The sequence below is a fragment of the Bacteroides sp. K03 genome (assembly GCF_019734355.1).
GTDB classification, from domain to species: Bacteria; Bacteroidota; Bacteroidia; order Bacteroidales; family Bacteroidaceae; genus Bacteroides; species Bacteroides nordii.
Genome location: NZ_JAASHC010000021.1, coordinates 1 through 13,097 on the forward strand (window position 1 = coordinate 1; position 13,097 = coordinate 13,097).

The following is a 13,097-nucleotide window of genomic DNA, read 5'->3' on the forward strand; positions in this document are numbered from 1 at the left end:
TAAAACAATCAAGAAACTGTGAAGGAAAACAGTAGATATTAACCAAAATGTGTAAAGTGAATACAGGCATAGTCAGATTGTACACTTATGCATGACAATATTGTACACTTTAGTATAACAAGAATGTACACTCTTGTTATGCAAAAATGTACATTCTTATAAGCCTTGATTATTAGATAGTTATGAGCGTAATCTTTTCACTGAATAACTCATCCGTTCAAGCAGGGAAGTGTATCAATTGTTTTTATTTTCAATTGTTTCAGGTTTTCACAAGCCTGATCATAGTACCCGGAATATTCCAATGACTTGGTGTCGTGTGCATCTACTCCAATAATGGCTGTGCAACCCTCATTAACAGCAATATGCCAAAACTCCGGGTGTGGATAGGTCAGAGTGTCAAAAGCCTGGTTGTAGTCCATCATTCCTATATTATATTCCAAAGGGATATTAAGCCGGGCAGCTGCGCGGCAAATGTGCCGGCTAATTAATTTACAGTGGGAATCAAATTCCGGATAAGAACGCATGAAAAGATCAGGGTGGGCCAAGTAGGCAAACAGACCACTTGCCATTCCTTCGATTGCACTCTCTTCGTAGAGTTCGAGCATATCTGGTGTGATGGTGTTACGTCCGAAGTAGGGAAATTTTTCGTCTGTGTGGAAGTGATGATTGCCAAAGATGATATAATCGAGCTTATATTCCTTTATCAGCTCTTTCAGCCAATGTATGTATTCAGGAAAATATTCGCATTCCAATCCTAAATGTATCTTTATCCGGTTTTTGTATTTTTCTTGTAGGCTTCGGATGCTCTCTACATATTCAGGGAATTCTTCAGGAGTCATCCGGATATCTGATACATAGTCCGTGTGATATCTCCACGGACTATGGTCTGAGAACCCTACTATCTGATAGCCTCCTTTGATGGCACTTAAAACAAATTCTTCGTCACTCCCTGTCGCATGGTGGCAGCGGGTAGTATGGGTGTGATAATTAGTTTTCATTTTGTTATAATTTCATCCATACAGATATCAAATGATTCTGCAGGTACCTCTTCAAGCAATTGAAAGGGAAAACATATTCCAAGTTTTGTGGCTGTAATGTGGGGAAGGAGTTTATCGTAATAACCTTTACCTCTTCCTAACCGATGTCCGGTCTGGTCAAAAGCAACGCCCGGAACTACTGCCAGTTCAATGGAGCCATAGTCGGTGAACAATTTTCCGGTAGGTTCGGCAATACCATAAGAACCGATAATCAGGTCCTGGGGGCTTGTATAAAGTCGTAGTTCCAGATAATCTCCAACAACGACAGGTAATATAATCCTTTTTCTTTCACTCCACTTCTCAATGAAGGAATGGGTCTGGACTTCATCCTTCAAGGAGTGGTAGAGTAGTATGGTGTTTGCTGCCTGGAAAGCCGGGTGACTTTCCAGGTTAGCTAAAATGTCAGCAGAGAGTGCCTTCAGCGTAGAGTCGCAATACCGGGTTTTCTCTTGCGCTATCAGCTTGCGCAGTTCTTTTTTTCTTTCCTTCATCGTTTTTCTTGATTTCCGGTTCTTCAACTATTTCCGGTGCTTTGGGGAAAGCTTCGCCTTTTTCCAACAAATCCAATCCTTTCTTTACAGTCGGATCTGTCAGGTTGGAATATTTGATATAAGCTTCTTTTCCGAGCATATTGTAAATGATGTTTCCGAGGATATTCTTTTCCAGTAGTTTATATGACTTCTGAATAAGGATATTTCTTCTCTTAACACCTTTGGTTTCGGCATAACGAACGAATTGTTCAACGAGCCCTTGCTGACGCAGGTAGTTTACGAGTGACTCTTCCGTATCGTATTTGCTCAGTTTTTCGCGGTTGTTGTCCGTATACTGGAATGTAAAGAGAATAGTCAACCCCTTGTTTAGTACGGTAGACAAGTAGGAGGTCACACCAGTAGTATCTTGTGGTACAAATACGTCGGGCATAATACCGCCACCACCGTACACGGGGCGTCCTAACCCGGTTGAGTACCGCTGTGATTCGTCCAGTTTTATACTGTCACGTGAGAAAAATTCTCCGTGGGTATAACGGTTGTACAAATCCATTTCATAATTGCGGTCTTTTCCATTTTCGTATGGGCGCTGTATACAACGTCCTGAGGGGGTATAGTAACGGGCTATTGTTAGACGAATGGCAGAACCGTCGCTGAAATCGATGGGTTGCTGTACCAGACCTTTACCGAATGAACGACGTCCTACGATAGTTCCACGGTCATTATCCTGAATAGCACCCGAGAAAATTTCGCTGGCAGAAGCCGATCCTTCATCTACAAGAACAACCAATGGGAGATTCTGGCAACTTCCTGTTCCGTTAGCAACTTCATCCAGACGTTTGTATTTACGTCCCTGTGCATAAACAATCAATTTCCCTTGCGGCAGAAACTCATTTACCATTCGTGTGGCAGCATCCATATATCCTCCGGTATTTCCACGAAGATCTATGATAAGTCCTTTACAATTCTTATGATTTAATTGTGCAAGAGCATTTAATAATTCTACGTGTGATGTACGTCCGAATTTACTGATTTGGATATATCCGAAATCATCGTTCAGCATGTAAGCGGCATCTATTGTATTCTGCGGTATATCACCACGGGTAATCGTGAAGTTTATCAGGTCTTTTTCGGTTGCACGCTTAATGCCCAGTTTAACCTGACTGCCTTTCGGGCCTTTCAGTTTACGCATGGCCCGTTCGTTAGTAACCTCTTTCCCAACGAAGAGGCTATCATCTACGGTTACAATACGGTCACCTGCCATTAAGCCTACTTTCTCGGAAGGTCCGCCGGGAATAACGGCATTTACATGTATGGTATCATATTGTATTGTAAACTGGATACCTATTCCACTAAAACTTCCTTCCAATTCAGAGTTTACTTCTTCCAGATTTTGTGCCGGAATGTAAGTTGAATGTGGATCAAGTTCAGCCAGAATCTGAGGCATTGCTTTTTCTACAAGGTCTGTCATGTTCACCGTATCTACATATTGGTCATCAACAATACGGAGTAAAGCATTCAACTTATTGGATGATCCGTTGATAATGCCTAAGCGATTGCCTGCAAAATGTTTGGCGTAGAACGTTCCGATAAGGATTCCAATTACTACGCTGATAGCAATGATGACAGGGGTAAAACGGGAAGAGTTTTTTGTACTCATGCTTTTTTATTAGTTATTAGTTAGTAGTTGCAAGCTGCGGGGAGCTATGCTATAACTGCGGTTTGCTGTTTTTTCTTTTTTTGTTATTGTTACTCGTGGTCTGTTGTCACAAATATGACTTCTATTCCGGCCCGTTTGAGTAATTCAATTCCATCTTCCAGACGGTAATGCTCGGAGTAAACTACCCGTTTGATACCCGCCTGAATGATTAGTTTGGCACATTCAATACAAGGAGAAGCCGTGACATACATGGTAGCACCATCGCTGCTGTTGTTAGAACGTGCTATTTTGGTTATGGCGTTTGCTTCGGCATGAAGCACATAGGGCTTTGTGACATTGTTTTCATCTTCACAGACATTCTCGAAGCCGGAAGGCGTTCCGTTATATCCGTCGGAAATGATCATTTTGTCCTTGACAATCAATGCTCCTACTTTACGCCGTTGGCAATACGAATTTTCAGCCCAGATGCTGGCCATACGTATATAACGCTTATCTAATTCTGATTGTTTATTCATTATCGTATGTGTTTTATTTTTCGGGTGCAAATGTAATGCACAGAGTTTCTGTATTATATTCAAAATAGAGATACAAATTGTATTCATCTCCTTCATAGGAGGTTGCTTTGGTTATTGCTTCGATGATGAACTGCCCCAATTTGTCATTCGAATCGGTCACCCTTTTATCTTTTACAGTTGTTCGGAAAGTTTGTTTTTCGCCATTTGCTTCCCATGTACCGTTCATAACCACAGAACCGGAACCGTTGAAGTCACCATTGATTCTGTTTTCACTTGTACTGCCTGTGAAAGTTATCCGGAATGCTCTTGTTCCGGTGGTTGGATCATAAGACAAATAGTTCTTTTCGTCTACTCCCGGAAAAGTATACCATCTATGTTCACCCTTTTTGGTGATATAGGTCATCTTCCATGTTTTCCCTGTGAATATCTTTTGCACATCGTCCGTATCATTGCATCCGCTTAAAGCCGGAATCAGCATGATTGCAAACAATATTCCGATATATTTCAATATTTGTTTCTTCATCTTGATTTCTAATCTTCAGTTTTTAATTTCCAGTGTTTTCTTTAATGCCATTTCTGATGAGCAATGCGTCAATTGTAGGCTCTTGTCCACGGAAGCGCTTATAAAGTATCATTGGATGTTCCGTTCCACCTTTTGACAGAATATTGTTGCGGAATGATTCGGCAACTTCCCTGCTAAATATACCTTTCTGTTTAAACAACGAGAAAGCATCCGCATCCAATACCTCCGCCCATTTATAACTGTAGTATCCGGCAGAGTATCCTCCGGCAAAGATGTGTGAGAACTGTGTACTCATACAGGCATCTTTCACAACCGGTAATATTTGTGCTTTGGCCCATGATTGTTGTTCGTACTCTTTCACATCTCCCTCAAAAGGGGTATTACGGGTATACCATGCCATATCCAACAAACCGAAACTAACTTGACGCAGACAGGCATAAGCAGCATTGAAATTGGAAGCATCTACCATGCGTTTTATCAGTTCTTCGGGTAACTTTTCGTCCGTCTGATAGTGTTGGGCAAACGTATTGAGGAATTCTTTTTCGATAGCAAAGTTTTCCATAATTTGTGAAGGTAACTCTACAAAATCCCAATAAACGCTGGTGCCGCTGAGGCTCTCGTAAGTAGAATTAGCAAACATACCATGCAGACTGTGCCCGAATTCATGGAGAAATGTTTCCACTTCGTCAAAAGTCAGTAAGGCGGGTTTGTTTCCTGTTGGTTTTGTAAAGTTCATCACGATAGACACATGTGGCCGGCTGTTTTCTCCTGTCTTTTCGTCTATCCATTGGCCTTTATATTCGGTCATCCACGCACCTGCACGTTTTCCTGTACGTGGGTGGAAGTCTGTATAAAGTATAGCGAGCGTTTTATTATCTTTGTCAAGTACCTCATAGGCATCCACATCCTTGTGATAGACCGGAATATCGGTATTTTTTTTGAAGGTAATTCCATACAAGCGGGTTGCCAGGCCAAATACTCCTTCTTTTACTTTTTCCAGTTCAAAATAAGGACGTAGCATTTCTTCATTGATATTGAACTTCTTATCCTTTAGTTTATTAGAATAGTAACTCCAATCCCAAGGCATAACGGTGAACTCTGCACCTTGTTCCTGGCGTGCCAGCTCCTGTACTTCCTGGTATTCTTTCTTTGCAGTAGGAGTATACGCTTCTAAAAGTTGGTTGAGCAGATTGTAAACCGCATCACTGTCTTCTGCCATCCGCTTTTTCAAAGTGTATTGGGCAAAGTTTTCATATCCCAGCAATTGTGCGATAGCCATTCGGGTATTAACGAGCTTCTTTACAATATCGATATTGTTGTACTCATTGTTGTGGGTACATTTGGTATTATAAGCCATGTAAAGCTCATGACGTAGATCACGATTGTCGGCGTAAGTCATGAAAGGGATGTAACTTGGTGCCTGTAGAGTGAATACCCAGCCTTCTACACCTTTTTCCTTGGCTGTTTCAGCTGCTGCTTCTATGGCGCTTTCCGGGAGTCCGGCAAGTTGTGCTTTGTCTGTAAGCACAAGCTGATAATTATTTATCTCTTTCAGGTTGTTTTCGCTGAACTGCAATGTAAGGCTGCTCAATTCTTTCGTTAATTGACGGTATTGCTTTTTGGCTTCTCCTTGCAGATTGGCTCCCCGGCGGATAAAACCATCATATATGTTTTCGAGTAACTTGGTTTGTTCCGGAGTTAGGTTTAATTGCTCTTTTTGGTTATAGACAGCTTTTACACGTTTAAATAACTCTTCATTCAGACTGATATTGTTGCTGTGTTCACTAAGAAGTGGCATCATTTCCTGTGCCAGTATCTGCAGATCATCATTCGTCTCTGCACTACGTAGATTACCGAATACAGTCGTTACACGATCCAATAGTTCGCCTGACTTTTCGTATGCCAGTATTGTATTGGCAAAAGTCGGTGCTTCCGGGTTATTAACGATAGCATCTATCTCAGCTGCCTGCTGACGGATTCCTTCACGGATGGCAGGTTCATAATGTTCTGTTTTTATTTTATCGAATGGGACAGTTCCATACGGTGTAGTATACTTTTCAAAAAAAGGGTTTTGGGCGTTCATCATATTAATAATAATGCAAAGTAAAATCAATATTACGTTTAGTCTCTTCATATAAGCCGGATTATGAATGATTTGGTTTATACTTATGAGTTACAAAATTACTAAAATAGTGGATACTTACAGTAGGAATGATCTGCTTTTTAACAAAGTATTAGTGAATAAGGATTATTTCGCAGATTAATATAATTTTGTTAATTAATAGAGGGCGTTTTAGTTTTTTCTGAATGATTTCACCACAGAGTAACACGGAGTTCCACAGAGTTTAAATCTTTATTGAAACACGGATTAACGCAGATTTTCGTAAAGGGAAACAAATGTATGATAAAGAACTACAGCCTTTTAATCTGCGTTTCATCAGATAAATACTACTCTGTGGTGAGTTTTGCTCATTTCGGATCAAAAATGAATATATGAAAAAAGCTGCTTCGGAAACCGAAACAGCTTTACTTGAATCATATTGTGAATGATTATTTCTTAGCGATAACGCGAGCCATTTCACAAACTTTGTTTGAATAACCCCACTCGTTGTCATACCAAGATACAACTTTAGCGAAGTTAGAATCCAAAGAGATACCAGCTTTAGAATCGAAGATTGAAGTCATAGCGCAACCACGGAAGTCAGTTGAAACAACTGCATCGTCAGTATAGCCAAGGATACCCTTCAATTCGCCTTCAGAAGCTTCTTTCATAGCAGCGTTGATATCTTCTACTGTAGCTGGTTTTTCCAGAACTACTGTCAGGTCAACTACAGAAACGTCAGAAGTCGGAACGCGGAATGCCATACCAGTCAGTTTACCGTTCAATACCGGCAATACTTTACCTACAGCTTTAGCAGCACCTGTTGAAGAAGGGATGATGTTTTCAAGAATACCACGACCACCTCTCCAGTCTTTCTTAGAAGGACCGTCTACTGTTTTCTGAGTAGCAGTAGCAGCGTGAACTGTAGTCATCAAACCTTTAACGATACCGAACTTGTCGTTCAATACTTTAGCGATAGGAGCCAAGCAGTTAGTAGTACAAGAAGCGTTAGAGATAATGTCCTGACCTGCGTAAGTATCGTGGTTAACACCATATACGAACATAGGAGTAGCATCCTTAGAAGGAGCAGACATGATTACTTTCTTAGCACCAGCCTGGATATGTTTGCGAGCTGTTTCGTCAGTCAGGAAGAAACCTGTTGATTCAACAACAACGTCAGCGTCAACTTCGTTCCATTTCAAGTTAGCAGGATCCATCTCTGCAGTCAAACGGATTTTGTTACCGTTTACAATCAAAGCACCGTTTTCTACAGCTACAGTACCATCAAAACGACCGTGTACTGAGTCATACTTCAACATGTATGCCAAATAATCAGCATCCAACAAGTCATTGATACCTACGATTTGAATATCGTTACCAAAGTTCTTAACTGCAGCACGGAACACCATACGTCCGATACGGCCGAAACCGTTAATACCTACTTTAATCATTTTGTTTAAACTTTTAAGGGTTTTATAATATTTGTTCAAATATATTTCTGAACTTGCATTTCTTTTCTAAATGCGGTGCAAAAGTAAGAAAATGTTTTTATATTCGCACATGAAATTAATATTAAATATAAAAAAAGATGGGAAAGAGTACTTTTTTACAGGACTTTAAGGCTTTCGCCATGAAGGGAAATGTGATTGATATGGCCGTCGGTGTTATCATCGGTGGAGCGTTTGGTAAAATAGTGTCATCAGTGGTGGCTGATGTCATAATGCCTCCTCTCGGATTGCTGGTAGGTGGAGTGAACTTTACGGATTTGAAGTGGGTGATGAAGCCTGCTGAGGTGATAGATGGAAAAGAAATTGCTGCTGTGACGTTGAATTATGGAAACTTCTTGCAGGCTACTTTTGATTTTCTGATAATTGCCCTTTCTATATTCTTATTTATACGATTGTTGACCAAACTGACCACAAAGAAAGAAGCTGCTGCTCCTGCAACGCCCCCCGCACCACCGGCTCCTACTAAAGAAGAGGTGTTACTGACTGAAATACGTGACTTGCTAAAGGAGCAAAAAGGAAAATAAATAGACTATTGTTCAAGTAGATTGCATAGTTTTTTATACTTTTGCAGATCATTTATTCAAAATCCAACCATTTATATGCAGGAAAAAATAATAATCCTTGATTTCGGATCGCAGACTACGCAGCTTATTGGACGTCGTGTACGCGAGCTGGATACGTATTGTGAAATTGTTCCTTATAACAAGTTCCCCAAAGGAGATGAAAGTGTAAAAGGTGTTATCCTTTCCGGAAGCCCTTTCTCAGTATATGATGAAAGCGCATTCAAGGTAGACTTGAGCGAGATACGGGGTAAATATCCTATTTTGGGCATTTGCTATGGTGCACAGTTCATGGCTTATACGAATGGCGGAAAAGTGGAACCGGCAGGTACGCGTGAGTACGGTCGTGCCCACTTAGCTTCTTTCTGTAAGGACAACGTGTTGTTCAAAGGGGTGAAAGAAGGTACCCAGGTGTGGATGAGCCACGGAGATACCATTACAGCTATTCCTTCCAACTTCAGGAAAATAGCTTCTACTGATAAAGTAGAAATAGCTGCTTATCAGATTGAGGGAGAACAGGTATGGGGTGTACAATTTCATCCGGAAGTGTTTCATAGTGAAGACGGAACACAGATGTTGAAGAACTTTGTGGTAGATGTTTGTGGTTGTAAGCAAGATTGGTCTCCGGCTTCGTTTATTGAAAGTACAGTAGCCGAACTGAAAGCTCAGTTGGGTGATGATAAGGTAGTGCTTGGTTTAAGTGGCGGCGTTGATTCATCAGTGGCTGCCGTATTATTGAATAGAGCTATTGGTAAGAATCTTACTTGTATCTTTGTTGATCACGGTATGCTTCGTAAGAATGAATTTAAAAACGTAATGCATGATTATGAATGCCTTGGTCTCAATGTGATTGGTGTGGACGCCAGTGCTAAGTTCTTTGCAGAGCTGGAGGGCGTAACTGAACCAGAGCGTAAACGGAAGATCATAGGTAAAGGCTTTATCGATGTATTTGATGAAGAAGCACATAAGATTAAAGATGTGAAATGGCTGGCACAGGGTACAATCTATCCGGACTGCATCGAATCATTGTCTATCACGGGCACAGTCATCAAGAGTCATCACAATGTAGGTGGATTGCCTGAAAAAATGCACTTGAAACTCTGTGAACCGCTTCGTCTTTTGTTTAAGGATGAAGTTCGCCGTGTAGGTCGCGAATTGGGTATGCCTGAACATTTGATTACGCGTCATCCATTTCCCGGACCTGGATTAGCTGTGCGTATTTTAGGTGATATAACTCCGGAAAAAGTATCTATTTTGCAGGATGCCGATGATATCTTTATTCAAGGATTGAGAGATTGGGGATTGTATGACCAGGTATGGCAGGCAGGTGTTATCTTGCTTCCGGTTCAGTCTGTAGGTGTAATGGGAGATGAACGTACTTATGAAAGAGCTGTTGCACTGCGTGCTGTGACATCTACCGATGCAATGACAGCTGATTGGGCACATTTGCCTTATGAGTTCTTAGGAAAAGTTTCTAATGATATAATTAATAAGGTGAAGGGTGTGAATCGCGTAACTTATGATATCAGTTCCAAGCCACCGGCAACTATAGAGTGGGAGTGATTAGTAGTTCCTTTTAGAGTTTATTCAAATGAGGGTGTCCGAAAGGATCCCCTCTTTTTTATTGTGCAAAAGTCCGAGCTTGAGAAAGTTCGGACTTTTACAAAAAAAAACAGGAGGGTACCCTTTTTCGGACCCCCTCATTATTGTATAAGAAAAGAATATACTTAATTTAATGAAAGTTCCTTATGTGTTTTTATGATTATAAGATTAGTATTTTAACACACACTTAAAATTCTAATTAACAGTGTGTCAAATACGTATTTTTTTATAAGAAAGTATGTACTTTCTTGTTTTCTGATTATCAATGTTATAGAATGGGAAATGTGTTTCTAAATAGGGAAAGTTGGTAGTGGTTGGATACATCTTTTTAAACAAATAATTTGTAAATTTTGAGTCTTTATTAAAAAATGTTTATATTTGCATTGTTGTATAAAACAACGAACATATATAGGATGCGTTTAGTTCTTTTTAAAATGATAAACTTAATATATTATCTAAGGTGGTAGAGATGAAAAAAACTCGTTATTAGCGTTATAATGATTTGTAGCATATACGATAATAAGTGTGAGTTGACTTTTTCTATTTTTCCGTTTTAAGGTAGTTGAGAACTTTTATTATTGGAATATTGAACTATTGGTTCACGCTTTCTTTATGTGTTAATAATATTCCTTTATTAATTAAGAGCATTGACGAGCCAGCGATGCATGTTTAACAATTATGAAAAGATTTTTTATTAGTGCACTGGCATGCGTTATGACAGTATGTATAAGTGCTCAAATTATGCGTGCTGAAGAACTTGAGAAGTATGCGGTTGAGAATTTTGGAGATAAATGGACTGAAGCCGCTGAAAACTTAGGAACAAAAGTTTCATTAGACAAAAACAATTCATTGACTTATGTTCAAGTTATAGATTGTGGAGAACAAACAAAAGAACAACTTTATGTTGCCCTTAATTATTGGTTCACTGCTACATTCAACGATGCTGATGCTGTTATTCAACTTAATGATAAAGAGGCTGGTGTGATAATTGCCAAAGGGTTTATAGGAGGAATTGCGTCTCATGCAGGAGGTATGAATTCTTATGTTATCAGCATATATCCTATTATCAGAGTAGATATTAAAGAGGGTAAAATTCGTGTTACTTATACTGTTCAAAACTACGATGTTAATAAATATGTAGGTGGCGGTATAATGGGAGCAATTGGGGGTACCCAGGCTACAAAATCTGTAGAAAAGTGGGCTATTGAAAAATGCTTTCCATTTCAAATGAAAGATGGATATAAGGCTAAAAAGAGTTCTTCTAAGGCACTTGTTATGACACATGCTTATTCAAATGTCATCATGGATAAAATAGAAGAAGCAGCAAAGAATGGTCTGGTAGGGAATGAAAATAATGATTGGTAGTATTCTATTTATTATTTGTTACACTATGGAAAAGAATGATAGATTGTTTCGTTTGATACGGATTCAATATATTTAGGGACATTTAGTAAATAATATAAAATTGGTCAACTGATTCATATTTGTGGTGTTGCGAATTAGTTGGCTTTTTGTATCTTTAGATATTCCCCCGCAAATAAGGTTTGACGGGCAAAACGGGGGAAATATCCCAATTAAGATATGGCTAAGATACAAAATATTTCAGAAATCCACCCTACTTTGGGCTTTACAGAATTCGATATTCTGGAAAAATATCGTAAGAGTTTTGGTGAGAGTGAACTTGGAAATCTTCATTCCGTGTTTCCATTCGACAGTATAGCCAAAGAGGTCGGTCTGTCACAGCACTGGCTGGGAACAGTTTCAGTCCTCCAGTAAAGATCGCCCTTATGGTATTGAAGGCTTACACCGGATTCTCTGGCAGGCTACTGGTAGAACATCTTAACAGCAACATACACGACTGAGTTCTTAGCATAGTATCTTCCGTATTATCTTATAAATTCAACCGTTTACGTAATTCTTTTAGTATGGCAATATCTTCTGTCCTTATTTCTCCCTTTCTGTTAGGAGGGCAGTTTAGTATTAAGATATTGTTATTTTTTGTACATTGTTTATATATTTTTTCTAATTCATCTATTGATTTAAACTTTGTGTCTTTAGTATGATAAAACCAACGTTCGCTGATGCACACTGTCGATTCCCACGGCATATAGTAGTTTTTACCATCGTGAGTAAATATCTTAGGATCATCATCAATGGGTAAATGAGGATCGAACAATCTAAAGTCACTTGGGAAATAACGAATGGGATAACCTGCTTTTTGATCTTTTGGAAGTACAGCTTTACTTATATCTTCCGGCAGGCCAATGGTATTATTAATACCGATTTGACATTCCGGTTCTTTCGATTTAATAGTTTGGTAAATATCTGTTATTGGCCAACGATAACTTTGCTTCACCCAACTACCATCAAACCAGAATTCCACAATATGTGTGTATTTCTTCACAATCTTGATTAGTTCTTTCAGTTGTTTAATCATATATTCATTGTAAGCCATATCTTGACTTTGATCTTTCACATTACCATTTACTTTGCGATCCCATAATGAATAATATAGCCCAAGACCTATATCATATTTTTTACAAGCTTTAGCAACGGCTTCCACGACGTTGGTAATATTACCTGAATTTGCAACATCATATTCCGTATATTTACTATCCCAAAGACAGAATCCGTCATGGTGCTTAGTTACTAAAATAACATACTTCATACCACTTTCTTTGGCAGTTTTTATCCATTGATCTGCATCAACATTAGTAGGGCAATAACTGGAAACCGGTTTGGAGCCATCCGTCCATTCTTCATCATGAAAAGTGTTGATGCCAAAATGAATAAACATACCATATTTACGTGCTATTTGTTTTTGCTGTGCCTTATTGGGAGTGTTAGAAGGAACAGGAAGAATAAGCCTTTGCCCATAGACGCTTTGCAATACTAATGTAATTAAAAAAATGTAAGTAAAAAATAGTCTTTTCATGTTTTTTAGGATATTTATTTGTTTAAGATGATGCAAAGGTAGAAATGAAGGAGATAAAAAAAATGTCATAAATCGAGTTTTTTTTGACTATTTTAAAGATACTGACCGAATATTACCTAGATTCCTGTCGATATAGCCTATAATGATCCTTAAGAAATAAGCAAATGA

11 protein-coding genes and 1 pseudogene are annotated in these 13,097 nt (G+C 39.1%); 4 read left to right on the top strand and 8 right to left on the bottom strand.

What is annotated here, in order from left to right; all coding sequences use genetic code 11:
- Positions 1–209: 209 nt before the first annotated feature.
- The 7 genes from HCG69_RS14170 to gap all read right to left on the bottom strand — a co-directional run bounded on the left by HCG69_RS14170 (position 210) and on the right by gap (position 7,775).
- The gene (locus tag HCG69_RS14170; protein WP_221650575.1) at positions 210–998 is read right to left on the bottom strand and encodes a histidinol-phosphatase; all 789 of its coding nucleotides are present in this window, start codon (positions 996–998) and stop codon (positions 210–212) included.
- Positions 995–1,528 carry a 5-formyltetrahydrofolate cyclo-ligase gene (locus HCG69_RS14175; RefSeq protein WP_221650576.1) on the bottom strand — a complete coding sequence of 178 codons (534 nt, stop codon included), beginning with the start codon at positions 1,526–1,528 and terminating at the stop codon, positions 995–997. The genes HCG69_RS14170 and HCG69_RS14175 overlap by 4 nt, the downstream gene beginning before the upstream one ends.
- On the bottom strand, positions 1,440–3,185 hold the full coding sequence (locus HCG69_RS14180; RefSeq protein WP_221650577.1) for a S41 family peptidase: 1,746 nt from the start codon (positions 3,183–3,185) through the stop codon (positions 1,440–1,442). The genes HCG69_RS14175 and HCG69_RS14180 overlap by 89 nt, the downstream gene beginning before the upstream one ends.
- Positions 3,186–3,274: 89 nt before the next feature.
- Positions 3,275–3,700: a dCMP deaminase family protein gene (locus HCG69_RS14185; RefSeq protein WP_221650578.1), complete on the bottom strand. Its 426-nt coding sequence runs from the start codon at positions 3,698–3,700 to the stop codon at positions 3,275–3,277.
- Between the two features lie 13 nt (positions 3,701–3,713).
- Positions 3,714–4,223, bottom strand: a complete 510-nt coding sequence (locus HCG69_RS14190) for a DUF4847 family protein (protein ID WP_122200911.1) — start codon at positions 4,221–4,223, stop codon at positions 3,714–3,716.
- Between the two features lie 22 nt (positions 4,224–4,245).
- The gene (locus HCG69_RS14195; RefSeq protein WP_155896551.1) at positions 4,246–6,318 is read right to left on the bottom strand and encodes a M3 family metallopeptidase; all 2,073 of its coding nucleotides are present in this window, start codon (positions 6,316–6,318) and stop codon (positions 4,246–4,248) included.
- Positions 6,319–6,773: 455 nt separating this feature from the next.
- Positions 6,774–7,775, bottom strand: coding sequence for a type I glyceraldehyde-3-phosphate dehydrogenase (gap, locus tag HCG69_RS14200; RefSeq protein WP_002559487.1), 1,002 nt, complete (start codon positions 7,773–7,775; stop codon positions 6,774–6,776).
- 137 nt (positions 7,776–7,912) lie between these two features.
- Between gap and mscL the strand changes: the two genes are divergently transcribed.
- The 4 genes and pseudogenes from mscL to HCG69_RS14220 form a co-directional block, all read left to right on the top strand.
- Entirely contained in the window at positions 7,913–8,356 is a 444-nt protein-coding gene (gene mscL, locus HCG69_RS14205; protein WP_221650579.1) for a large-conductance mechanosensitive channel protein MscL, read from the top strand.
- Between the two features lie 75 nt (positions 8,357–8,431).
- A complete protein-coding gene (gene guaA / locus HCG69_RS14210; RefSeq protein ID WP_221650580.1) occupies positions 8,432–9,955 on the top strand; it encodes a glutamine-hydrolyzing GMP synthase in 1,524 nt (507 codons plus the stop codon).
- A gap of 717 nt (positions 9,956–10,672) precedes the next feature.
- Entirely contained in the window at positions 10,673–11,359 is a 687-nt protein-coding gene (locus HCG69_RS14215; protein ID WP_221650581.1) for a DUF4468 domain-containing protein, read from the top strand.
- A 216-nt stretch (positions 11,360–11,575) separates the two neighbouring features.
- A pseudogene (locus tag HCG69_RS14220) lies at positions 11,576–11,850 on the top strand (DDE transposase); the annotation flags it as partial.
- 35 nt (positions 11,851–11,885) lie between these two features.
- Here HCG69_RS14220 and HCG69_RS14225 read toward each other — a convergent pair.
- A complete protein-coding gene (locus HCG69_RS14225) occupies positions 11,886–12,929 on the bottom strand; it encodes an alpha-L-fucosidase (protein WP_221650582.1) in 1,044 nt (347 codons plus the stop codon).
- Between the last annotated feature and the right edge of the window lie 168 nt (positions 12,930–13,097).

What these genes read in the sequence shown, in the direction of transcription:
- HCG69_RS14180 (WP_221650577.1), bottom strand. Translation starts at nt 3,185, where the DNA reads ATGAGTACAAAAAACTCTTCCCGTTTTACCCCTGTCATCATTGCTATC.
- HCG69_RS14185 (WP_221650578.1), bottom strand. Translation starts at nt 3,700, where the DNA reads ATGAATAAACAATCAGAATTAGATAAGCGTTATATACGTATGGCCAGC.
- HCG69_RS14175 (WP_221650576.1), bottom strand. Translation starts at nt 1,528, where the DNA reads ATGAAGGAAAGAAAAAAAGAACTGCGCAAGCTGATAGCGCAAGAGAAA.
- HCG69_RS14225 (WP_221650582.1), bottom strand. Translation starts at nt 12,929, where the DNA reads ATGAAAAGACTATTTTTTACTTACATTTTTTTAATTACATTAGTATTG.
- HCG69_RS14190 (WP_122200911.1), bottom strand. Translation starts at nt 4,223, where the DNA reads ATGAAGAAACAAATATTGAAATATATCGGAATATTGTTTGCAATCATG.
- gap (WP_002559487.1), bottom strand. Translation starts at nt 7,775, where the DNA reads ATGATTAAAGTAGGTATTAACGGTTTCGGCCGTATCGGACGTATGGTG.
- HCG69_RS14215 (WP_221650581.1), top strand. Translation starts at nt 10,673, where the DNA reads ATGAAAAGATTTTTTATTAGTGCACTGGCATGCGTTATGACAGTATGT.
- HCG69_RS14170 (WP_221650575.1), bottom strand. Translation starts at nt 998, where the DNA reads ATGAAAACTAATTATCACACCCATACTACCCGCTGCCACCATGCGACA.
- guaA (WP_221650580.1), top strand. Translation starts at nt 8,432, where the DNA reads ATGCAGGAAAAAATAATAATCCTTGATTTCGGATCGCAGACTACGCAG.
- mscL (WP_221650579.1), top strand. Translation starts at nt 7,913, where the DNA reads ATGGGAAAGAGTACTTTTTTACAGGACTTTAAGGCTTTCGCCATGAAG.